This window comes from Actinomadura sp. 9N215 (genome assembly GCF_044326345.1).
Taxonomy (GTDB): Bacteria; Actinomycetota; Actinomycetes; order Streptosporangiales; family Streptosporangiaceae; genus Spirillospora.
Genome location: NZ_JBIRBA010000001.1, coordinates 1 through 22,498 on the forward strand (window position 1 = coordinate 1; position 22,498 = coordinate 22,498).

General features: G+C 72.0%; 21 protein-coding genes and 1 tRNA gene. 4 read left to right on the top strand and 18 right to left on the bottom strand.

The features are described 5' to 3' along the window. From ACH34T_RS00005 to ACH34T_RS00025, 5 genes are all read right to left on the bottom strand, one after another. Positions 1-1,424 (bottom strand): xanthine dehydrogenase family protein molybdopterin-binding subunit (locus ACH34T_RS00005; protein ID WP_395989783.1); only part of this gene is annotated, 1,424 nt, incomplete at its 3' end. Beyond that, positions 1,421-2,407: an FAD binding domain-containing protein gene (locus ACH34T_RS00010; RefSeq protein ID WP_395989784.1), complete on the bottom strand. Its 987-nt coding sequence runs from the start codon at positions 2,405-2,407 to the stop codon at positions 1,421-1,423. The genes ACH34T_RS00005 and ACH34T_RS00010, both read right to left, overlap by 4 nt. Further along, on the bottom strand, positions 2,404-2,910 hold the full coding sequence (locus ACH34T_RS00015; RefSeq protein ID WP_395989785.1) for a 2Fe-2S iron-sulfur cluster-binding protein: 507 nt from the start codon (positions 2,908-2,910) through the stop codon (positions 2,404-2,406). The genes ACH34T_RS00010 and ACH34T_RS00015 overlap by 4 nt, the downstream gene beginning before the upstream one ends. 20 nt (positions 2,911-2,930) lie before the next feature. Beyond that, on the bottom strand, positions 2,931-4,694 hold the full coding sequence (gene selB, locus ACH34T_RS00020; RefSeq protein ID WP_395989786.1) for a selenocysteine-specific translation elongation factor: 1,764 nt from the start codon (positions 4,692-4,694) through the stop codon (positions 2,931-2,933). 28 nt (positions 4,695-4,722) lie between these two features. Then, positions 4,723-5,517 (bottom strand): IclR family transcriptional regulator C-terminal domain-containing protein, encoded by a 795-nt coding sequence (locus ACH34T_RS00025; protein ID WP_395990343.1) that lies wholly within the window; start codon positions 5,515-5,517, stop codon positions 4,723-4,725. A 241-nt stretch (positions 5,518-5,758) separates the two neighbouring features. Between ACH34T_RS00025 and ACH34T_RS00030 the strand changes: the two genes are divergently transcribed. From ACH34T_RS00030 to ACH34T_RS00040, 3 genes are all read left to right on the top strand, one after another. Continuing rightward, complete coding sequence (locus ACH34T_RS00030; protein WP_395989787.1) at positions 5,759-6,049, top strand: hypothetical protein; 291 nt, start codon at positions 5,759-5,761, stop codon at positions 6,047-6,049. Positions 6,050-6,148: 99 nt separating this feature from the next. Beyond that, entirely contained in the window at positions 6,149-7,429 is a 1,281-nt protein-coding gene (locus ACH34T_RS00035) for a UGSC family (seleno)protein (RefSeq protein ID WP_395989788.1), read from the top strand. A gap of 51 nt (positions 7,430-7,480) precedes the next feature. Next, the gene (locus ACH34T_RS00040) at positions 7,481-8,767 is read left to right on the top strand and encodes an ABC transporter substrate-binding protein (protein ID WP_395989789.1); all 1,287 of its coding nucleotides are present in this window, start codon (positions 7,481-7,483) and stop codon (positions 8,765-8,767) included. A 63-nt stretch (positions 8,768-8,830) separates the two neighbouring features. Here ACH34T_RS00040 and ACH34T_RS00045 read toward each other — a convergent pair whose 3' ends face one another. From ACH34T_RS00045 to ACH34T_RS00090, 10 genes are all read right to left on the bottom strand, one after another. Beyond that, complete coding sequence (locus tag ACH34T_RS00045) at positions 8,831-10,117, bottom strand: UGSC family (seleno)protein (protein WP_395989790.1); 1,287 nt, start codon at positions 10,115-10,117, stop codon at positions 8,831-8,833. Between the two features lie 54 nt (positions 10,118-10,171). After that, positions 10,172-10,456, bottom strand: a complete 285-nt coding sequence (locus ACH34T_RS00050; protein WP_395989791.1) for a hypothetical protein — start codon at positions 10,454-10,456, stop codon at positions 10,172-10,174. Next, complete coding sequence (locus tag ACH34T_RS00055; RefSeq protein WP_395989792.1) at positions 10,453-11,421, bottom strand: NAD(P)/FAD-dependent oxidoreductase; 969 nt, start codon at positions 11,419-11,421, stop codon at positions 10,453-10,455. The genes ACH34T_RS00050 and ACH34T_RS00055 overlap by 4 nt, the downstream gene beginning before the upstream one ends. Then, the gene (locus ACH34T_RS00060) at positions 11,418-12,617 is read right to left on the bottom strand and encodes an ABC transporter ATP-binding protein (RefSeq protein ID WP_395989793.1); all 1,200 of its coding nucleotides are present in this window, start codon (positions 12,615-12,617) and stop codon (positions 11,418-11,420) included. Before ACH34T_RS00060 ends, ACH34T_RS00055 begins: the two co-directional genes overlap by 4 nt. Before the next feature lie 2 nt (positions 12,618-12,619). Then, a complete protein-coding gene (locus ACH34T_RS00065; RefSeq protein ID WP_395989794.1) occupies positions 12,620-13,465 on the bottom strand; it encodes a carbohydrate ABC transporter permease in 846 nt (281 codons plus the stop codon). Continuing rightward, positions 13,466-14,482 (bottom strand): carbohydrate ABC transporter permease, encoded by a 1,017-nt coding sequence (locus ACH34T_RS00070; protein WP_395989795.1) that lies wholly within the window; start codon positions 14,480-14,482, stop codon positions 13,466-13,468. Continuing rightward, a complete protein-coding gene (locus ACH34T_RS00075) occupies positions 14,479-15,759 on the bottom strand; it encodes an ABC transporter substrate-binding protein (protein WP_395989796.1) in 1,281 nt (426 codons plus the stop codon). Before ACH34T_RS00075 ends, ACH34T_RS00070 begins: the two co-directional genes overlap by 4 nt. A 59-nt stretch (positions 15,760-15,818) precedes the next feature. Continuing rightward, positions 15,819-17,129, bottom strand: coding sequence for a UGSC family (seleno)protein (locus tag ACH34T_RS00080; protein WP_395989797.1), 1,311 nt, complete (start codon positions 17,127-17,129; stop codon positions 15,819-15,821). A 66-nt stretch (positions 17,130-17,195) separates the two neighbouring features. After that, positions 17,196-17,486 (bottom strand): hypothetical protein, encoded by a 291-nt coding sequence (locus ACH34T_RS00085; protein WP_395989798.1) that lies wholly within the window; start codon positions 17,484-17,486, stop codon positions 17,196-17,198. 90 nt (positions 17,487-17,576) lie between these two features. Then, a tRNA-Sec gene (locus ACH34T_RS00090) sits at positions 17,577-17,672 on the bottom strand. A gap of 154 nt (positions 17,673-17,826) precedes the next feature. Between ACH34T_RS00090 and ACH34T_RS00095 the strand changes: the two genes are divergently transcribed. Continuing rightward, on the top strand, positions 17,827-19,323 hold the full coding sequence (locus ACH34T_RS00095) for an MDR family MFS transporter (RefSeq protein WP_395989799.1): 1,497 nt from the start codon (positions 17,827-17,829) through the stop codon (positions 19,321-19,323). A 22-nt stretch (positions 19,324-19,345) separates the two neighbouring features. Here the strand turns inward: ACH34T_RS00095 and ACH34T_RS00100 are convergent, their stop codons facing one another. The 3 genes from ACH34T_RS00100 to ACH34T_RS00110 form a co-directional block, all read right to left on the bottom strand. Next, the gene (locus tag ACH34T_RS00100; protein WP_395989800.1) at positions 19,346-20,422 is read right to left on the bottom strand and encodes a permease; all 1,077 of its coding nucleotides are present in this window, start codon (positions 20,420-20,422) and stop codon (positions 19,346-19,348) included. Between the two features lie 95 nt (positions 20,423-20,517). Further along, on the bottom strand, positions 20,518-21,528 hold the full coding sequence (gene selD / locus ACH34T_RS00105) for a selenide, water dikinase SelD (protein WP_395989801.1): 1,011 nt from the start codon (positions 21,526-21,528) through the stop codon (positions 20,518-20,520). Between the two features lie 56 nt (positions 21,529-21,584). Continuing rightward, on the bottom strand, positions 21,585-22,400 hold the full coding sequence (locus ACH34T_RS00110; RefSeq protein ID WP_395989802.1) for an SAM-dependent methyltransferase: 816 nt from the start codon (positions 22,398-22,400) through the stop codon (positions 21,585-21,587). Positions 22,401-22,498: the final 98 nt, after the last annotated feature.

Genomic DNA, 22,498 nt, shown 5'->3' on the forward strand with positions numbered 1-22,498 from the left:
GTCCTGGAGCCGGTGCCGATGTCGGCGGCGGCGATCTCCACCCGGTAGCGGCCCTCGGCGAGAGCCCGGATCGTCGCGTTCGACGGGCCGATCACCGGATAGGCGGGGTAGGTCGCGGCGGCCACGCCGGTGCCGACCAGCCAGCCGTTGTCCAGGCGGGCGCCGGGGGCCGGGGCGCGGTCGGCCCAGCCGAAGCGGCGGGCGCCTTCGCGCAGGCAGGCGACCAGGTTGCGGGTGGAGTACGGCAGGCCGGTCTCGGGGTCGCGGCCGGGCTCGTTGCGGACGCGGAGCTCGACCGGGTCGAGGCCGCAGGCGACGGCCAGCTCGTCCATCGCCGACTCCAGCGCGAACATGCCGGGGGCCTCGCCCGGCGCCCGCATCACCGTGGGGACGGAGACGTCCAGCGCGGCCAGCCGGTGCGTGGTGCGCCGGTTGGGCGCGGCGTACATGGTGCGGGTGGCGAGCGCGGTCTGCTCCGCGAACTCCACGAGCTTCGACGTCTCGCCTACCGCGTCGTGGGCGATGGCGGTCAGGCGTCCGTCCGTGCGGGCGGAAAGCCGGATCCGCTGGACGGTCGACGGACGGAACCCGCCGCCCGCGAACGTCTGCCTGCGGGTCGGCGCGAACTTCACCGCGCGGCCCTCGACCGTCCGGGCGGCGAGCGCGACGAGGACGTGGTGCGCCTTGGGCCGCAGCTTGCTGCCGAACCCGCCTCCGACGTGCGGTGACACGACCTCGACCCGATCGGGTGGAAGGCCGAGGACGGCCGCCATGACCTGCCGGATGCGGACGACGCCCTGCGTCGAGTCGTACAGCGTGAGGTGATCGGCTCCGCCGTCCCGGCGCCAGCGGGCGACGGCGGTGTGCGGCTCCATCGGGACGTGGAACTGGACCGGGGTGGTGTACGTCCGGTCGAGCGTGACCGCCGCGTCCGCCATCGCCGCGTCGACGTCGCCCGCGGCGGTGTCGGTCTCGATCCCGGTGTTGAGCGTGCCGGGCGCGTACAGGTCGTCGCGGTCGGGGCCCGGCTCGACGTCGTGCGGCCGGGCGTCGTACTCCACCCGCACCAATCCGGCGGCGTGCGCGGCGATCTCCGGGCCGGACGCGACGACCGCGCCGATGAGCTGGCCGCGGAACGCCACGTCGGCGGATTGCAGCACCCACAGTTCCCGGTTCTCGCCGGACGCGAGCCGGGGCGCGTTCTCGTGCGTGAGGACGGCGACGACCCCGTCCAGGCGTTCGGCCTCGGACGTGTCGATCGCCGTGATCCGGCCGCGCGCGATCGTCGCGGTCACGGCGGCGAGGTACAGCGGGTCCTCGACCGGCTGGTCGTAGGCGTAGGGCGCCGTGCCGGTGACCTTCGCCCGTCCTTCCAGACGCGGGACGGACGCGCCGACCACGCCGCTGACCGGCGGCGCGGTCACCGGGAGTCCTTCGACGCGAGCTCGCGCAGCACCGCCACGAGGGTGTTTCGGGCCATCGGGACCTTGAACGCGTTGCCGCGCAGCGGGCGGGCGGCGGCCAGCTCGGCGTCGGCGGCCGTCCGGAAGGACGCGTCGGTGGCGGGGGCGCCTCGCAGCGCGGCCTCGGCCAGTGCCGCGCGCCACGGACGATGCGCGAGCCCGCCGAACGCGATGCGCACGTCGCGCACCATGCCGTCGCCGGAGACGTCGAGGGCGGCGGCCACGGAGACCAGCGCGAAGGCGTACGACGCCCGGTCGCGAACCTTGCGGTAGGTTGACCGCCAGGCGACGGGCTCCGGCAGGTCGATCCCGGTGATCAGCTCGCCGTGGGCCAGGACGGTGTCGCGCTCAGGCTCGTCGCCGGTATAGAGGTCGGCGACCGGGACGGCCCGCTCCCCGTCCGGCCCCCGCACCTGGACGACGGCGTCCAGCGCGGCCAGCGCCACCGCCATGTCGGACGGGTGCACGGCCACGCACCGCCGCGACGCCCCGAGGATCGCGTGCTGGCGGTTGTAGCCGTCCAGCGCCGCGCAGCCCGAGCCGGGCTCGCGCTTGTTGCACGCGAGGGTCACGTCCTGGAAGTAGACGCAGCGGGTGCGTTGCAGCAGGTTGCCGCCGACGGTCGCCATGTTCCGCACCTGCCCGGACGCCCCGGCCAGCAGCGCCCGGACGAGCATCGGATACCGCCGCCGGATCCGCGGGTCGGCGGCCGCGTCGGCGTTGCGGACGGTGGCGCCGATCCGCAGCCCGCCGCCGGGGAGCGCCTCGATCCGGTCGAGGGGCAGGGCGGTGACGTCGACCAGGAGCGCGGGGCCCGCGACGCCCAGCTTCATCAGATCGACGAGGTTCGTGCCGCCGCCGAGGAACGCGGCGTCCGCGCGGGCCGCCACGGTGGCCACGGCCGCGTCCGCGTCGGCGGGACGCTCGTAGTCGAACGGCCTCACCCCGAGACCTCGCGGATGGCGGCGACGATGTTGGGATAGGCGCCGCAGCGGCACAGGGTGCCGCTCATCCGCTCGCGGATCTCCTCGTCGTCCAGGATGACGGGGCCTTCCAGGTCGCCGGTGACGTGGCTCGGACGGCCCGCTTCGACCTCGTCGAGCATGCCCGCCGCCGAGCAGATCTGGCCCGGGGTGCAGTACCCGCACTGGAAGCCGTCGTGGTCGATGAATGCCTGCGCCAGCGGATGCAGCTCACCGTCCGGGGACAGCCCGGCCGCGGTGATGACCTCCGCTCCGTCGTGGGCGACCGCGAGGGCCAGGCAGGCGAGGACGCGCCGTCCGTCCAGCAGGACGGTGCACGCGCCGCACTGGCCGTGGTCGCAGCCCTTCTTCGGGGATGTGACGCCGAGGTGGTCGCGGAGGGCGTCCAGCAGTGTGGTCCGCGTGTCGACGACCAGTGACCGGCTCGCGCCGTCGACCGTGAGGGTGATCGAACCGGTGGACATAGGCCACAGACTATAGAGCGTTACTCGTCCCGGTCGAGGGTCTCGTGCTTGTCGTCCTCGGTACGGCGGGTGAGGCCCCGGGCGGCCAGCAGCTCCAGCAGCGGGACGGCCACCCGCCGGGTGGTGCCCATCGCCTGCCGGGCGTCGCTCAGCGTGAACGGCTGCGGCAGTGTGGTCAGCACGTCGAGGGCGCGGCGGTCGACGTCCGGGAGCAGGACGATCCCGGGCGCGACGCGCAGCAGCCGTCCGAAGCGCTCGGCGGCGGCCAGCTCGGCGTTGCCGAGGCCCAGCTCGGCCAGCCGGTCGGCGTTCGGGGCGCCGAACGGGTCGGCGGCCAGGTCGCGTTCCAGCACTTGCACGGCCTTGTCGAGCTCCTCAGGGAGGCCCGGGTCGTGGCCCGGCGGGGTGAGCAGGCCCGATGCGCAGACGAGCCCGGCGTCCTTGGCCAGCTCGGGCACCAGGGCGGGGTCGACGCCGAGGCGGCGGGCGGCGGCGGCCACCGGCATGCCCGGCTCCAGCGGGTGCCCGGCGCGGTGGTGGCGTTCGGCCTCGGCCAGGTCGTCCGCGTACTCGGCCCAGCGGGCGTCGTCCGTCCACCAGTCGCCGTGGCGGGGGTCGCCCAGCGTCGGCAGGCCCATCGCGGCCAGGTCGGCGCCGCGCCGCAGGCCGCGCCGGAGGTGGCCGGACGTGACGTCGCCCGCCGTGCGCATGCCCGTCAGCTCGGCGGCCCGCGCCCTGGCCGCGCCGCGCCTGGTCAGCGGGGGCGGGTCGACGTCGAGGACGACGAGCCCGGCGGCGATCCGGCGGCGTCCGGTGTCGCGGAGGACGGCCCGGTCGCCGTACCGCAGCGGCAGCGGGCGGTCGAAGCGCAGCCGTCCGTGCGCGGGCCCGAGCGGACGCAGCCGGCACGGCACGGCGGCGGTGCCGATGTGCAGGATCAGCCGTTCCGGGAGCGGCGCGGACGACGTCGCCCGCAGCTCCACGTCGACGGAGTCGGCCATCCGCCAGGCGCCCGGGGTGAGCAGCGGCAGCCCGCGCGGGACGTCGGCGCGGTCGACGCCGCGCAGGTTCAGCGCGACCCGGGCGGTGGCGGTCACCCGGTCGCGCGGCTCGCCCAGCGCCTCGATGCCGCGCACCCGCACCGACCTGCCCTCGGTGTTGAGAAGCTCATCACCGACCTCGACCGTGCCCGCGCCGAGCGTGGCGGTCACGACGGTCCCGGCGCCGCGGATGGAGAACGACCGGTCGGCCCACAGCCGGACGGGCGGGGCCGCGTCCGGCGCGGGCAGGCCCGTGACCAGGTCGGCGATGGCCGCGCGGACGTCGTCGAGCCCGTCCCCGGTGACCGCGCTGACCGCGACGGCGGGCAGGTCGCGCAGCGTGCTCTCGGCCATCCACTCGTGCGCCTCCTCGATCGCCGCCGCCGGGTCGGCCAGGTCGGAGCGGGTGACGACGAGGACGCCGTGGGACACGCCGAGCGCGTCCAGGGCCTCCAGGTGCTCGGCGCTCTGCGGCATCCAGCCCTCGTCGGCGGCGACGACGAACAGCACGGCGGGCACCGGCCCCACCCCGGCGAGCATGTTGGCGACGAACCGCTCGTGCCCGGGGACGTCGACGAACGCGACCTCGCCCGCGCCCGGCAGGTCCGTCCAGGCGAACCCGAGGTCGATGGTGAGCCGCCGCCGGCGCTCCTCGGCGAGCCGGTCGGGCTCCATCCCGGTCAGCGCCTTGACCAGCGTGGACTTGCCGTGGTCGACGTGCCCGGCGGTGGCGATCACGTGCATGTCCTCGTCCTTCCCGGGCCGGGCCCGGTCAGCGGCGCGCGGCGCGCAGGTCGGCCTCGATCCTGGCGGTGGCGTCCAGCAGCAGCGGCAGCAGCTCGCGGCGCATCTTGGCGGCGGGGGTGCGGCTGGACGCGGCGGACACGTTCGCGGCGGCGGCCACCTTGCCCGTCGCGTCGCGGATGGGCGCGGCGATCGACCGGAGGCCGTCCTCCAGCTCCTGGTCGACCAGCGACCAGCCCTGCTTGCGGACGCGGACGATCTCGCGGCGCAGCGCGGCCGGGTCGGTGGTCGTCCGGCCGGTGAGCGGGCGCCGCGCGGCCCTGTCGAGGCGCTCGTCCAGCTCGGCGTCGGGCAGGTCGGCGAGCAGCACCCGGCCCATGGACGTGGCGAAGGCGGGGAAGCGGGTGCCCACGCTGATCGCGACCGTCATGATGCGCGAGGTCGGGATGCGCGCCACGTAGACGATGTCGTCGCCGTCCAGGACCGACACCGACGACGACTCGTGCACCAGCGCCACCAGCGCCTCGAGGTGCGGCTCGGCGACCTCGGGCAGCGACAGCGACGACAGGTAGGCGTAGCCGAGGCGCAGCACGCGGGGCGTCAGCGAGAACCGGCGGCCGTCGCTGCGCACGTAGCCGAGGTCGGCGAGGGTGAGCAGGAACCGGCGCGCGGCGGCGCGGGTGAGGCCGGTGGCGTGCGCGACCTCGCTGAGCGTCAGCGCGGGCGTGGACGCGTCGAACGCCCTGATCACGTTGAGGCCGCGCTCCAGGGACTGGACGAAGTGCGGCCCCCGGACCCCGGCTGCTCCCTTGCTGTCGGGCATCACGTCGCTCGCTGTCATCGGCGTCATCGGCGTCATCGGCTCATCGCCACGTGGTCATTCCGTTCGGATGACAAACTTCTGTTCTTGATCCGCACCGTAGTCCGGCCGCAATGTCAGGTCAATGTACCTGTTGACAACCTCAACACCTGAGCGGAGAATCACTATCCGAACAATTGTTCTTGATACGTACATTTGTACGACCCCAGGCACGACGCGATCGCAGCTCAGGAGAGATGTCGTCATGGCCGGTAAGATCACGGTTCTGCACCCCGAGGGCAACGCGCCCACCGTCGGCGGCAAGTCGCTCGCCCCGCGGCCCGACACCCTGGACGGCAAGACCGTGTTCCTCGTGGACGCGGGCTTCGAGAACTCCGGAGAGCTGATCGACCAGCTCGGCGCCTCGCTCCAGGAGCACCGCCCGGACATCACGACCGTGACCGCCCACCTCTCCACGCCGTTCGACCCGGCGCCCGAGCTGTACGCGCGGATCGCGGCGGAGGGCCACGCCGCGATCCTCGGCGTCGGTCTTTGAAGCGGCTGCGCGCCGGCGGTCGCCGGCCACGCCACGCGGCTCGAGTCCGAGTACCGCGTCCCCACCGTCTCCGTCCACGCCGACGCCTTCGCGCGGCTGGTGGCGTCCACCAGCAGGCTGGCGGGCATTCCCACCCTGCGGCACGCGTTCGTGCCCTCCCCCGTGCCCGGCCGCACCACGGACGAGCTGCGCGGATACGTCGAAGGTGACAACCCCGTCTCCGGCAACCCGTTCGCCAGGGACGTCCTCGACGGGCTGACCAGGCCGCTCGACGAGGCCGACATGGCCGGGGCGACGTTCGTGCAGACCAGGTCCCGGCTGCTGGAACCGGCCACCGAGGACGACCTGCACGCCCTCTTCCTGGACAACGGCTGGACCGACAAGCTGCCGATCGTCCTGCCCACCGAGGAGCGCGTCGCCGCGATGCTCGCGGGCACCAGCCACGCGCCCGGCAAGGTGGTCGGCAGGCTCCGCGCCGCCTCCACCCGCGACTACTGGGAGTTCACCGTCGAGCAGGCCGCGGTGAACGCGGTCATGGCCGGGGCCGCGCCCGAGTACTTCCCGGTCATCCTGGCGCTGCTCGGCAGCGGCTACTCGGCACGGCACAGCAGCATCTCGTCGATGTCGGAGGCCGTCGTCGTCAACGGCCCGATCCGCGACGAGATCGGGATGAACTCCGGCATCGGCGCGCTCGGCCCGTACAGCAGGGCCAACGCCACCATCGGACGCGCCTACGGCATCGGCTCGCAGAACCTGCAAGGCGGCTCCGCGCCCGGGATCAGCTACATGGGGTCGATCGGGAACCCGTTCTCGTTCACCAACCTCACGTTCGCGGAGAACGAGGAGCGCAGCCCCTGGGAGCCGTACCACGTCCAGCACGGCTTCGCCCCCGGTGACAGCACCGCCACCGTGTTCCGCGGCGTCCGGACGATGATCACCGCCCCGAGCGGCATCCGCGACGACTGGCAGGACCACGCCCGGTCGATCTTCAACGCCACCCGCGCGTCCGGCGGCGCGGTGCTGCTGCTCGACCCGCTCGCCGCGCAGAACCTCGTCGAGCACCAGGGGTTCGCCCGCAAGGCGGACCTCATCGAGTGGATCTCCGACACCGGGCGGCTGCCCGCCCGCCGGTGGTGGGCGCAGGGCCTCCAGGAGCTGTTCTTCGGCTACCGCGCCGAGGCGGGCGAGGAGCCCTGGGCGACCTACCGCGCCGCCGCTCCGGACGAGGAGGTCCGCATCAACGTGCCCGAGGACGTCCACGTCATCGTCGTCGGCGGCCGCAGCGCCGCCACCTGGAGCGTCCTCGAAGGCATGGCCAACGGCACCAGGCTCGACCGGTCGCTGTCGGGCCGGACCGTGTCCGTCGACGAGTGGCGCTGATCGCGGAGGGTGTGCGCACCCGTGAGAGGCAACCGGCAAATGGGAGGACCAATGGAAGGCAATCGGCGGAGCGGGCGGGGCAGGAGAAGGCTCGCCTGGGTCGCGGGGGCCTCCGCGGTGATGGTGGCCGCCGCCGGCTGCGGCGGCTCGGACGGCGGCTCCGGCAACGCGTCGCTGCGGATGTACGCGTCCCCGGCCGTGAAGGACGGGCTCGACCCCATCGTCAAGGAGTTCAACGACGCCAACGCCCCGCGCATCAAGATGACGGTGCAGTACGTCCCCGCGCCGAAGATCGGGCCGACCACGACCACCGAGCTGCAGGGCGGCAACCCGCCCGACATCCTCAACATCTCCCCCGGCTCGGGCGGCGGCGCGACCGGGCTGCCGCTCCACAAGCTCGCCAAGGCGCACCGGCTTGAGGACGTCACCAAGAAGCCCTGGGCCAAGGACGTACCCGCGCTGCTGACCCCGACCGTCACCTACGAGGGCAAGGTGTACGCCCTGGTCGTCGGGGTGTCCACGCACTTCATGGACTACACCGTCACCGAGCTGGAGGGCTGGAAGCTGAAGCCGCCCGCCACGTTCGCGGAACTGCTGAAGGTGTGCGGGGAGATCCGCAAGCACGACAAGTACGCGCTGGTCCCGGGCGCCGCGGACCAGGCGGGCAACCGGATGCTGCTCCAGTCGTTCGCGGCCGCCAACGTCTACAGCGACGACCCGAAGTGGGACGAGAAGCGCGCCGCCGGGCAGGTCAAGTTCCAGACGACGCCCGGCTGGCGGCAGACCTTCCAGCAGATCGTCGACATGATCAACGCCGACTGCTACTACCCGGGCGGCGCGGGCCGCACCACCGAGGAGGGCAAGAACCTCCAGATCAAGAGCAACAAGGCCACGATGGGCATCGGGCCGTCGACGGCGTCGTCCTACGTCACCCGGCGCAACCCGGCGCGCAAGTGGGCGGCGCTCCCGGTGCCGGGACGCAAGCAGAGCATCCTGCCGCTGGAGGTCAGCGGGCTGTCGGTGGCGGCCAGGGGCAAGAACGTCGACGAGGCGGTCAAGTTCCTTGACTTCGTCGCGCAGAAACGCGAGCTGTACGCCGAGAAGACCGGCGCCTTCTCCCCCGCGCAGATGCAGCGTGGTGAGCTGCCCGCGTTCCTGAAGCCGCTGGAGCCGCTGGCCAAGCAGGGCCGCTACAGCCTCGGGGCCAGCACGATGTGGCCGTCGGACGCCCCGGCGCAGGCCGCGTACAAGACCATGGCCGGGCTCTACAACAAGACCCGGACCGTCGACGACATCCTCAAGGCGATGGACGAGTCCTGGGAAGCAACCTCCGGCTGACCCGGAACAGCAGTGATCGCCGAGCCTCCGGACGGACGGCTCGGCGATCACTGCTGTTCCCTTTCAGCGCCAGGGGTCGACCGGGACGGTCGTCTCGTAGCGGGCGGCGATCAGCTTGGACGCGTTCGCGGTCCCGCCGCCGATGACCGCGATGTTGATGTCGCCCGCGTCGTAGATCTCGACGGGCTCGTCGCCGGACGCCCGGTACTTCGTGGCGTGCGGCTCCTCCCCCGCCAGCGCCAGCGGACGCAGGATGGCCCGCACCACCCCGTTCGACCAGTACTCGTCGGCGGACATCCGGCCGTTGCGGGCCAGCCACGCGCGGACGTCGTCCTTACCGGGGAACCCGGCCTCGACGAAGTCCTTCGCCGCCGTCGGGTCCATCACCACCAGCGGCGCGAACGCCGGGTCGCAGGCCCGCAGCGCGCCGCGCAGCATCTCCTTCCAGTGCTTGCGGCGCGGTGAGGCGCCCGAGATCGTGTACCAGCCGCCGAGGAAGAGGCTGACCGCGCTCTCGTCCGGACGGAACCCGTGCTGGACGTGCAGCGGCTCCCACGGGCTGTCCTCCTCGTTCTCCGGGAACGTGGCGGTGTAGCCGTAGTTGTTGCCGAGCGTGCCCATGTAGGTCTCGCCCGGCACCGACCCGCCCTGGAGGTTCTGCGACAGCAGCCCGTAGGCCCGGCCGATGGTCGCGTTGGCCCTGCTGTACGGGCCCATCGCGCCCATCCCGGTGTTCATCCCCGCCTCCAGCCTGATCGGGCCGTTGACGATCGAGATCGTCGCCATCGACGTCAGGCTGCTCATCCGCGCGGTGACCCCGCTGGACGCCAGCGCCAGGATGATCGGGAAATGCTCGGGCCCGGCCCCGGCCATCACCGCGTTCACGGCGACCTTCTCGACGGTGAACTCCCACCGCTCCCGGAACTTGGCGGGCGCGAGGCGTCCGACGACCTCGTCCGGGCGGCGGGACGTGCCCGCGAGCATCTCCCCGATCCGCTCCTCGGTCGGCAGGACGATCGGCAGGCCGTCCGTCCAGCGGTTCTCCAGGAACAGGGCGTGCGCGGCGGGCTCGTCGGCGGCCTCGACCAGTTGCTGTCTCGGCCGGTCGTACGAGCTTCCCTTCAGGTCCTCCTCGTCCAGTCGCCCGGCCAGTGCGTCGAGCAGCTCGTCCATGAACGGGCGGCCGCTGACGGCGTCCGTTCCCTTGATGTACTCGGTGAGCTCGGTGGCCGACCGCCCGGAGATCGCGCCCGGAAGGTAGGCCTGCCGCATGCGCGGCATGCCCTTCGTCCGGGCGACGTTGGTGGCGATCCGGTGGAACTGCCGCGAGTGCACGCCGACGGTGGGCACCCCGGAGCGTTCAAGCTCCGCCGCTATCCCGACGACCGTCGGGGCGCAGGTGCTTCAAAGGCCGAGGCCGACGACGGCCGCGTCGCCGGCCGCCTCGATCTCCGCCCGCATCGCCGGGGAGTCCTGCCCGAACGCCTCGGTGGCGACGATCCGCGTCTCCACCTGGGGCCGGTTCTCCTTGAACCAGGCGGCGAGCTGCTCCATGAACACGTCGGTGTTGTCGAACGGCGCGATCACCAGATAGAGGACCTTGCCGTCGAGGGTCTCCAGCCGGGGGGCCAGGGAACGTCCCTCCACCTTGGGCGGGTACCCGCGCGGGTCGTACACGCTGATCGTCATGCGGAGGCTCCTCTCGGCTGCGGGACCGGCCAGGCGCGGCCGGGGTCGGCGAGGTAGCGGTGCGCCGCGACCGCGGCGGTCGCGCCGTCGCCGGCGGCCGCGACGGCCTGCGCCGCCGAGTCGGTCCTGATGTCGCCGACGGCGAACAGGCCGGGCAGGAAGGTGCGCATCGCGCCGTCCGTCGGGACCCGGCCCTCGTCGTCGAGCGCGACCAGGTCGCGCAGGACGTCGGTACGGGGCCGCAGGCCCACGTACACGAACACCCCGGTGACCTTCTCCTCCGCGGTCTCGCCCGTGGCGGTGTCCTTCACCCGGACGCCCGAGACGACCGTGTCGCCGAGGACCTCCTCGACGACGGTGGAGTGCCGCACCTCGATCGAGGCGTGCTCCAGCACGCGGCTTGCGTAAGTGTGCTGCCCGTCGAGGCTCTCGCCCCGGTTCAGCAGCAGCACCCTGCCGACGTGGTTGGTCAGCTCAAGGGCCTCCAGCAGCGCGGAGTCGCCGCCGCCGACGACGGCGACGGTGTTGCCGCGATGCAGCGGCCCGTCGCAGGTCGCGCAGTCGGAGACGCCGTGGCCGCGCAGCTGGGCCTCGCCGGGGACGTCCAGCTCGCGCAGCGCCGACCCGGTGGCGACGATGACGGTCCCCGCGCGGGTCTCGCCTTCGCCGGTCGTGGCCGTCCACGCCCCGTCGGATGGGGCCAGGCCCTTCAGGGTGCTCGTCACGAACTCCACGCCGGCGTCCTGCGCCTGCTCCTGGAGCATCGGGCACAGGTCGAAGCCCGGCACCCCCTCGGGAAAGCCGGGAAAGTCCTCGATCCTGCCGACGCTGAGCAGGTGGCCGCCGCCGATGTCGTCGCCGAGCAGCAGGCCCGTCCGGCGGCCCGCGCGGGCGGCGAACAGCCCGGCGGTCAGCCCGGCGATCCCGCCGCCCGCGACCAGGATCTCGAATCCGTCACTCGTCATCTGATCGCCTCACCGGTCTCGGGGTCGAAGAAGTGCAGGTCGGCCGGGTTCACCGGGATGTCGACGGTCTCCAGCGGCTTCACCGTGGACGACGGCGAGAACCGCGCGTAGATGACGGCCGTGCCCGGCGTGGAAGGCCCGCTCTCCTGATCGCCCTCGGGACGGCGGAGGTTCTCCAGCTCGGGGTCGGCGGCCACCGGCTCGCCTGGCACCTCGACCTGGACCAGCCGCTCGTGCCCGAGCATCTCCACGACCGTGACCTCTCCGCGGAGGCGTCCGGCGGCGGAGTCGTCCGTGTGCCGGGCGTGCGCGGGCGCGTCGGTGAGCTTCTCCGGACGGATCCCCACCACGACCTGCGAGCCGACGAAGCGCTCCAGCGCCCCGTGCAGTTCCTTCGGCGCCGGTATCCGCTGCTCGCCCACGACGCAGCGCAGGTCGTCCGGGCCGTCGGCGACCAGCGGGCAGCTCAGCAGGTTCATGCCGGGCGAGCCGATGAACGTCGCGACGAACATGTTGCTCGGCCGGTCGTACACCAGCTCAGGGGTGCCCTCCTGCTGGAGCAGGCCGTTGCGCATGACGGCGATGCGGGTGCCCATCGTCATGGCCTCGACCTGGTCGTGGGTCACGTACACGGTCGTGACGCCGAGCGTCCGCTGGACGGTCGACAGCTCGGCCCGCATCTGCATGCGGAGTTTTGCGTCCAGGTTGGACAGGGGCTCGTCCAGCAGGAACGCCTGCGGCTTGCGGACGATCGCCCGTCCCATCGCGACCCGCTGCCGCTGCCCGCCCGACAGCGCGCGCGGCTTGCGCTTCAGCAGCTCGCCGAGGCCGAGGAGCCGCGCGGCCTCCTCCACCCGCTCCTTGATCTCCTGCTTGCGCTTCCCCTCGCATTGCAGCGGGAACGCGATGTTGTCGTACACGGTCATGTGCGGGTAGAGGGCGTAGTTCTGGAACACCATGGCGATGTCGCGCTTGCGGGGCTCCACCCGGTTCACGACCGTCCCGCCGATGCTGATCTCGCCCTCCTCGATCGTCTCCAGCCCGGCGATCATCCGCAGCGCGGTGGTCTTGCCGCAGCCGGACGGGCCGACGAAGATCATGAACTCGCCGTCGGCGATCTCCAGATTGAGGTCGCGGAGCGCCCGGGTACCGCCCGGGTACACCTTGCCGAGCCCGCGAATGTCGATAGTTCCCATAATCAGCCTCGAATTCCGCCGGCCAGGCCCCGGACGAATTGCCGCTGCGCGACGATGAAGACGCAGAGCATGGGGAGAATGGCGATGGTCGCCCCCGCGAACACAAGGTTCCACTGGGTGTAGTTCTCATTGACGAACGAATTCAGCGCGATCGGCAACGTCCCGATCGAGCTGCCGCTCATGAAGATGAGCGCGAGGAAGAAGTCGTTCCACACGATCAGCCCGGACAGCATCGCCACCGTCGTGGTGATCGGTCTCAGCAGCGGGATGACCACCTTGAAGAACGTGCGGAGCATCCCGGCGCCGTCGACCTGCGCCGCCTCCTCGTACTCGGTGGGCAGTGCCCTGATGAAGCCCACGTACAGGAACACCGCGAACGGCAGGATGCCCGCCGTGTGCAGGATGATGATCCCGTGGTAGGTCGCCAGCAGCCCGGCGCTGCGCATGACCACGTAGATCGGCACCAGGCCGAGCGTCGCCGGCATGATGAACCCGACGACGAACAGCACGTAGAGGCCGTTGCTCATCTTGGACGTCCGCCTGGCGATCACGTACGCCGTCAGCGACGACACCAGGACCAGGCAGACCACGCTCCCCACAGTGATGATCACGGTGTTGAGGAACGCGCGGCCCATGCCGCCCGTCGTGCCGCCGCTGGACCACGCGTCGGCGAAGTTGCCCCAGTTCGGGTCCGCCAGCGGCGGTTTCAGGGGCTCCAGCGTGAGCTGCTGGTCGGTCTTGAGCGAGATGGCGATCAGGAAGTACAGCGGCATCGCGAACAGCATCGCCGCCAGAACCATCACGACCTCGCGGACGAAAGACCGCGACGTGTACCGGAAGGCACCCATTTACAACCGCCTTTCCCGGCTTCGCTGATACATCATGTTGGCGATTCCCAGAACCGAGATCAGCACGGTCATCACCATCGCGATGGAGGCGCCGAACCCGAATCTCCCCTCGACGAACGTCTGCTGGTACACCTGCGTCGCCAGGGTCTCGGTCGAATAGACGGGCCCGCCGTTCGTCAGCGCGAACACCTGGTCGAAGACCCGCAGCCCGGAGATCAGCATCAGCGTGGACACGATCGTGAACGCGGGCGCCAGCAGCGGCAGCGTGATCCGGCGCAGCCGCATCCACAGCCGCGCGCCGTCGATGACGGCCGCCTCCTCCAGCTCGTCCGCGACGCCCTGCAGCCCGGCCAGATAGATGATCATCGCCTGGCCGGCGTGCTGCCAGACCATGACGACCAGCACGCACCAGATCGCCGTCGACGGGTCGCCCAGCCACTCGTGGCGCAGGCCGCCGAGACCGATCCCGCCGAGCATCCGGTTGATCGCGCCGTCGTAGGTGAACATGTACTGCCAGATGTACGACACGGCCAGCGGGCTGAGCACGGCGGGCGCGAAGAACACCATCCGGAGGAAGTTGCGGGACTTCAGCGTCCGGTTCAGTGCGAGGGCCAGCACCAGGCCCACCACGTTGACGAGGACGAGGTAGGACCCGGCCAGCACGAACGTGTGGAGCAGCGCGCCGCGCTGGACCTCCGAGTCCATGATCTCGCGGAAGTTGTCCCAGCCGACGAACTTCGCGGTGTTGAACCCGTCCCAGTCGGTGAACGCGTACACGCCGCCCGACAGCGGCGCGATGAAGTGCATCCCGATCAGGAGGGCGATCCCCAGCATCGCCAGCGTCCAGGGCGGCTTGCGCGCGCCGCCCGCGGGCCGGTCGTCCCGGCGGCGCCGCCACCACGAGGCCGCCCGGCCGGCCGACGAGCCGGGCCCCTTCTCACTGCCCGGACCGTCGGCGACCACCAGGGGCGGCAGCGCCGACGTGTCCGCGTCCTTCTTCGTGGTCCTTTCCGTCATTTGCCGTTGTCCCAAGCCTGGTCCATGGCCTTCAGGATGTCGTCGACGGTGCGGGTGTTGTTGTGCAGGCCGGTCATGTACTTGTAGGCGACCTGGGCGGGGGCCTCACTCGGCCACATGGTGCTCGCGGCGAGGCTGAACCTGTTCTGCTTGGCCAGCGGCTCCAGCGGCTTGAGGAAGTCGGGCAGCTCGCCCTTCGCCATCATCGCCGGGGAGAACGCGCCGCTGTTCTTGGAGTAGACGTCGCGGTGCGCGGCCAGGTAGTCGAGGAACTCGATGGACTCGCCCACGTGCTTGGCGCGCTTGGCCACCGAGATCCCGGCGACCTCCAGCGGCAGGTTCGGGGTGGAGGTGTCCCCGGCGGGCACCGCGGCCGCCGCCCACTTGCGGTCCGGGTTGGCCTTGGACAGGTACGCAGCGGCGATCGACGGGCCGATGCCCATCGTCGTCTTGCCCGAGGCGCCGAGCTTGCGCGCCTCCTCCGTGGTGCGCCCGGCCGACCCCGGGTAGTAGCAGTCGTGCGTCACCAGGTCCTGGACCTGCTGGAACGTCTTCTTCCAGCCGGGGGACGTCTGGAACTTCACCTGCCCTGCGGCCCGCTTCTTGTCCCAGTCGGGCTCCAGGGCGTAGACGTTCGCGGCGCTGAACACCTGCATCCGCATCCGGTTGCCCGCCATGTCGGCGGCGCCGGACGCCATCGCGTACATGCCCTTCGTCTTGATCATGGCGCACATGTCCAGCAGCTCTTTGAACGACTTCGGCGGCTTGACCTTCCACTTGTCGAAGTCGGTGGTCGTGTAGTTCAGGAACTGCGTGGACACGCCGAGGATCAGGCTGTAGCTCTTCCCGTCGTACTGCGCCGTCGGCTTGAGCAGCTCCGGCAGGTCGTTCGCCCACGGCCGGGCGCTCAGGTCGGCCAGCCGGTTCGCCTCGGCCAGCCGGTGCACCGACAGGCCGTTCGAGCCGCCGCCGGAGCCTGGGCTGGCCATGATGAGGTCCGGCGGGTTGCCGGCCTGCATCATCGTGGTGGTGACCTGGCCGACCTTGGCGGACGGGATGTACTCCGCCTTGATCTTGATCTTCGACTGGCTCTTGTGGAAGCCGTCGATGAGCACCGAGAAGGCGGGTTCGGTGGTGGTCGTCGAGTACATCCGCAGGGTCACCGTGCCGCCGGACGAGCCGCCGTCGCCGCCCCCGCAGGCGGTGGCCGCCAGGAGCAGCGCTCCGGCACCGGCGCCGGCCTTCCAGCCGAGTCGTGTTCTTCGGTGGTGTCTCATCTTTCCTTCACCTTCCGTGCGGGGGTGGGCGCCGGTCGTTCAGGGGGTCGGTCGGGTGGTCACCGCCAGGGGTCGATCGCCAGGGTGCGGCCGGAGAGGGCGCTGCCGAAGCGGCGGTTGGCCCACCCCTCGAACACGCTCCACACCGCCACGGTCCGGCCGCCGGCCACGACGACGTGGACGTCGTCGGGCTCGTTGACCGGGATCAGCTCGTCGGGCCCGGCCTTGAGGTACGTCGCCCAGGGCTCGACGCCGTCACGCGCGCGGTTGCCGTAGAAGATGTCCTGGAGCGACTGCCCCCACCAGCGCCGCGCCGGGATCCGCGCGTTGGCCGCGATCCACTCGATGAGCGCCTTCTTCTCCGTGAAGCCCTCGCGCTCGACCAGGTTCTTCGCGGCCAGCGGGTCGGCGAGCAGCACCGCGCCGCCGCCCGCCCGCAGCGAGCTGAACAGCACGGACGCGCGCTCCCTCCAGTCCTCCCTGACCCCGCTCGGCGCGGTGATCATCGACCGGACGGGCGCGAAGATCGTCACCGCGCTCTGGCCTGGCTCGAACCCGTACTGGACGTGGTACGGCTCCCACGGGCTGTTCTCCTCGTCCTCGGCGAACGCGATGCTGGTCAGCGAGAAGGGGCTGCCGATCGTCCCGACGTAGCTGACGCCCGGCACCGAGCCGCCCTGCAGGTTCTGCGACCCCAGGCCGAACGTCCTGCCGATCGTGGAGTTGGCGTGGTTGTACGGGCCGATCGCGCCGATCCCCGAGTTCATCCCGAGCTCGTGCCGGACGGGCCCGTTCACCATGACCATCTGGCCGATCGACGAGATGCTGCTGTGCCGCGCCGTGTAGCCGCTGGCCAGCAGCGCGAGGATGACCGGGAAGTACTCCGGCCGCGCGCCGGCCATGACGGCGTTCACCGCGGCCTGCTCGACGGTGAAGGACCAGAAGTCGCGCGACGTCGCCGCCCGGATCTTCCCGACGACCTCGTCGGGGGCGTGGCTCGTCCCGGCGAGCATGGCCGCCACCCGCTCCTCGGTCGGCAGCACCACGGGGAGCGAGTCGGTCCAGCCGTTCTGCTCGAAGAGGCGCTGCAGATTGTCCTCGGTGTCGGGCTCGATGAGCCGCTCCCGGGTGCGCTCGAAGGCGACGCCGTCCATGTCCTGCTCGCTGAGCGGCCTGGTCAGGCCGTCGATCAGCGCGCCGAGCACCCGCTCGCCCGACAGCGGGTCGGGGCCCTCGATGTAGGCGCGCAGCTCGGCCGAGGTGCGGCCGGGCACGGGCGCGGGCACGAACGTGTGCCGCAGGCCGGGGACGCCCGCCAGCCTGCTGGTCGAGGTGACCAGCCGGGCGAACGACTCGGCGTGGACGCACACGGTGGGAACGCGGTACTCGGATTCGAGGCGCGTGGCGTGGCCGGCGACCGCCGGCGCGCACGTGCTTCAGAGGCCGACGCCGAGGACGGCGGCCGAGCCCTCGTTCCTGATCCGCTCGTACACGTCGGGGACGGGGTCGAACGGCGTCCGCAGGTGCACGATCTCCGTCCTCACCCTGGGCCGGCTCTCGCGTAGCGCCGCCTGGAGCTGGTCCATGAAGTCGCCGGAGTTCTCGAACCCGACGTCGACGAGGAAGACGGTCCCGCCGTCGAGGCCGGTCGGCCTGGGGGCGAGGGACTTCCCGTCCACCTTGGGCGCGCTGCCCTCGGGGTTGAGAACCGTGATCTTGCGGCTCATCTGAGCTCCTCCGTCCGGAGTCTGCTGTCAGTGGCTCTGCCGTGTGCGTGGGGGCTGGTGCGTGGGGGCTGGTGCGGGATTGCGGGGCGGTGGCGGAGGCGGACGGGAATCGAACCCGCCAGGCCCGGTGGTCCGGGCCTCTACGGTTTTGAAGACCGAGCCGGTCACCAGACCGGATTCGCCTCCCAGGCGCTGCTCAACGACTTCGGCTCTCGACGACTTCGTTTCGTGGACCCAGGATCATATACGAAATCGTCCATGTCAATAGAAAATAGAGTATGCCGGACGTTGACTTGGTGACCTGGGTGGACCTATGTTCTTGCTGAGCACATTCGTACGCATGACGAACAATCGGAAGACATATCGCGACGGCCCCCGCCGGCCGTGGATCGTCACCGCCGTGCTGCTCTTCGGCACCTACGCGGTGGCGATGAACCTCACCGTCCTCGGCATCGCGCTGCCGCCGATCGCGAGCGATCTCGGGGCGGGCGCCCGGATCAGCACCGACTGGGTGATCGGCGCCTACTTCGTGGCGATCGTCGTCGTCCAGCCCGCGGTGGGCGGGCTCGGCGACCGGTGGGGACGGCGCCGCGTCTACAACCTGTCGATCGCCGCGTTCGCGGCCGGCTCCGTCCTCTGCACGGCCGCGCCGACCATGACGCTGCTGATCGGCGGACGGATCGTGCAGGGCCTCGGCGGCGGCGCGATCATGCCGCTCGCCACGGCGATGGTGTACGAGATGTTCCCGCCGCGCCGCCGGGGCCTCGCGCTCGGCGTCTGGGGCATCGCGATGATGGCGGCGCCCGCGCTCGGCCCGCCGGTCGGCGGCTGGGTCGTCACCGCCGCGAGCTGGCGCTGGATCTTCCTGCTGCTGACCGCCGTGTCCGTCGTCGGGCTGGTGCTCGGCCTCGCCCTGCTGCACGACACGGGCCGCCGCGGCGCGGGGGCGGGAGCGCGGCGTCCGCTCGACTGGGGCGGCTGGGCCCTCGCCTCGGCCGGCGTGATCACGCTGGTGCTGGTGTCCCGGCACGTGCCCGAGCACGGCCTGACCGGAACCGGCCTGGTGACGGCGGTCGCCGCGGTGGCGGCCCTCGCGGTCCTGGTGCGCCGGTCGCTGCGCCGTCCCGACCCGCTGATCGACTTCCGCATGTTCGCGTACCCGATCTTCACCGCGTCGATGATCGTGATCTTCATCAACGCGCTCGCGCAGTACGCCAGGCTGACCTACCTCCCCGTCGAGTTCCAGGTCATCCGGGACATGACGGCGCGGGACGTCGGCCTGCTGCTGTCCCCCGCCGCGATCGCGGTGGCCGTGACGATGCCGCTCGGCGGCTGGCTCGCCGACCGGATCGGCTCCCGCGTGCCCGTCCTGATCGGCATGGTCGGGATGGCCGTCCCGACCTACGCCCTGGCGCGGCTGAACCCGGACACCTCGGTGAGCTGGATCCTGGCCGTGCTGATCGTCCAGGGCCTCGGGATGGGGATCTCGATGATGCCGACCACGGTCGCGGCGATGAACGTCCTGCCGGGCAGGTTCGTCGCGCAGGCGTCGTCGCTGACGGCCCTCAACCGGCAGATCTCCGGCGCCGTCGGGACCGCGTTCCTCGCCGCGCTGCTGGTCGCCGCGCTCGGCTCGGTCTCCCCCGAGGGCCCGCTCACGGCCGCCGAGATCACCAGGGCGCAGGACGCCTACAACCACATCTTCCTCGCCACGACCTGCGCCCTCGCCGCCGCCGTCGTGCCCGCGCTCTTCCTGCCCGGCCGCCGCCGCATGCGCGGGCTCCAGGACGAGCGGGCGGCCGAGCACGAGGAGAGCCTGGACGCGCCGGCCGGCTGATCGTCCAGCGGCGGCACGGCGGCTAGCTGATCGCCCAGAGCAGCGCGCCGGCGAGCAGCCCGCACCCGGCCACCGAGCCCGCCATCGCGAGCGTGACCCGCCAGGACAGCGCGCGCCCCACCATGACGATCGACACCAGGCTCAGCGCGGGCAGCGCGATCAGCAGCGCGCCGGCGGCGCCCGCGCCGACGCCGAGCAGCGTGAGCCCCTGCACGATCGGGATCTCGCCGGCGGTCGGGATCACCACCAGGGTCCCGACCACGGCGGCGAGGACGACGGCCAGCACGCCCCACCCGGCGGCCGACCCGTCCAGCGGGAACAGCCAGCCGCGGAACGCGCCGAGCGCGAACACCACGACCAGGTACTCGGGCACGAGCGTCACCGACATCCGCAGCAGCGCGCGGCCGAACCGGCGCGGCGCGTCGCGCAGCGCGACGTCGCCCGCCTCCTCGTCCGCGGCGTCCGGGACCGGGACGTCGGCGTCTCGCGGCGCGAGCCTGCTCACCAGCGCGGTCACCACGAACACCAGCAGCGCGCCGACGACCAGGCGGGTGAACGTCCACTGCCACGGCGCGACGAACGCGAGGAAGACGATGACGGCCGGGTTGAGCGTCGGGTTGCCCACCCAGTAGGCCAGCGCCGCCGGGGTGGACGCCCCGCGCCGCCGCAGCGCGGTGACCACCGGCGCGGTGCAGCACGTGCACATCATGCTCGGCAGCGACAGCAGCCCGCCGACGAGCGAGTCGCGGTACGGGCCGCGTCCCCTGCCGAGCAGGCGCAGCAGCCACCGGCGGGTGACCAGCGCCTCCACGGCCGCCGCGACGACCAGGCCGACGACCACCGCCTTCCACACCGACTCGAAGTAGGACGTCGTGAAGTCCCAGCCGCCGGACAGCGAAGGACCCGTGCCCGCGTCCCCGGCCTTGTCGAGGATGGAGCCGCCCGACCACTCGGGCGTGTCGATCAGCCCGCCGACCTTCTCGGTGTACGGCAGCCACTTCGCCCACAGCAGGCCCACCGCGGCGACCGCGCCGAAGAGCGCGAGCGCCGCCCAGGGGTTCCACCGTCCCGGAACCCGTACCGCGTTCTGACCGGCCAACTGGCACCTCCACACAGGGGGAATGTTCGTATGACGCACGCTTGAACGGATGAAGAACCGCGACTAACCGTCGAAGAAGGCGTAGGCGGCGCAGGTCAGCGGACGGTCAGGCTGTGGTCGCGGGCCGCGACCAGCTCCCCCACGATCGGCGCGCCCGGCACCTCCCCGGCCACCAGCAGCCCGCCGGACGTCTGCGCGTCGGCCAGCAGCAGCCGGGTGTGCTCGTCCGCCGAGCCGAAGTCGGTGTGCGGCGCGACCCAGTCGAGGTTGCGCCTGGTGCCCCCGCTGACGTAGCCGGCGCGCACCGCCTCCCGCGCTCCGTCGATGTACGGCACGGCGGCGGCGTCGATCACCGCGGAGACGCCCGACGCGCGTGCCAGCTTGTGCAGGTGCCCGAGCAGGCCGAACCCGGTCACGTCGGTCGCGCAGGTGGCCCGCGCCTTCAGGGCCGCGGTGGCGGCGTCCCGGTTCAGCTCCGTCATGACGGCGATCGCCTGCTCGAACACCTCACCGGTGGCCTTGTGCCGGTTGTTCAGCACCCCGAGCCCGAGCGGCTTGGTGAGCGACAGCGGCGTCCCCGCCCGTCCGCGGTCGTTGCGCAGCAGCCGTCCCGCCTCCGCGATGCCCGTCACGGCCATGCCGTACTTGGGTTCGAGGTCGTCCACGCTGTGGCCGCCGCCGAGATGGCACTCGGCGAGGACGGCGACGTCCCGGCCGCCGCGCAGCACCTCGCGCGCCAGCTCGAACGGCAGCACCTCGCGCGGCCAGGCCAGCAGGTTCACCGCGACGAGCGGGCGGCCGCCCATCGCGTACACGTCCGAGAGCGCGTTGGCGGCGGCGATCCGCCCCCAGTCGTACGGGTCGTCGACGACGGGGGTGAAGAAGTCCGCCGTCGCCACGATCGCCGTGTCGCCCGAGATCCGGACGACGGCGGCGTCGTCCCCGGAGTCGAGCCCGACGAGCAGGTCCCCGTCCCCGTTCCCGTCCTCGTCGGCGCCGCCGGCGGCGCCGAGCCCGGCGACCACCTCTTCGAGTTCTCCCGGGGGGATCTTGCAGGCGCAACCGCCGCCGTGCGCGTACTGGGTGAGCCGCCGTCCGAGCCGCATCGTCCCGCCCCCTACATCGTCTGCAGGAAATATTCGATACAATCCTGTATAGGATACTACGGCTTGCGGGCGGCGGCCGCGTACATGTTGGTGGCCGTGTCCGGGAGGGGCTCGTCGCCGGGCTCGGGGTGCCAGCGGGGCATCGGGACGACGCCCGGGTCGAGGAGCTCCAGACCGCCGAGAAGGCGCTCCACCTCGGCGCGGTCGCGCAGGTACATGGGGATGCCGCTGCGCGTGTACGAGCGGGCGAGGTCCCGCGACTCGGGGGCCAGGTCGCCGGTGGGGACGGTGAGGGCGACGTGGCTGCCGGGGGCGAGCGGGGCGACGAGCGCGTCCATCAGGTGCTGGGCGTCCTCGACGAACTGGAGCATCGCGATCACGGTGAGGGCGACCGGCCGGGACAGGTCGAGGGTCTCGTGGAGCGCGGGATCGCCGAAGAGCGCGTCCGGGGACCGCATGTCGGCCTGCACGTAGGCGGTGCGCCCCTCGGGCGTGCTCGTCAGCAGCGCACGCGCATGGGCGAGGACGACCGGGTCGTTGTCGACATAGACGATCCGCGCCTCGGGCGCCGTCTCCTGGACGACCTCGTGCAGGTTGGGCGAGGCCGGGATGCCGGCGCCGACGTCCAGGAACTGCCGGATCCCGAGGCCGGCGAAGTAGCGGGCCATCCGCCGCATGCAGGCGCGGTTGGCGAGCATCGACGTGCGCAGCCCAGGCCAGCCTTCCAGCGCCTTCGTCGCCGTCTCGCGGTCGGCGGCGAAGTTGGTCGTGCCGCCCACGATGTAGTTGTAGACCCGGGCGGAATGCGGCCGGTCGGTCTCCAGGTCGGTCTCGCCGAGGTGGTCGGGCTGCTCCTGCTGGGCGTCCGGCATGTGCGGGTCCTGCCTTCGCTCGCGGCTGTCCGGTCCAGCGTAGGGCGGGCGGCACCCAGTGCGGCGGCCCGGCGCGAGCGCCGGGCCGCCAGGGTGGT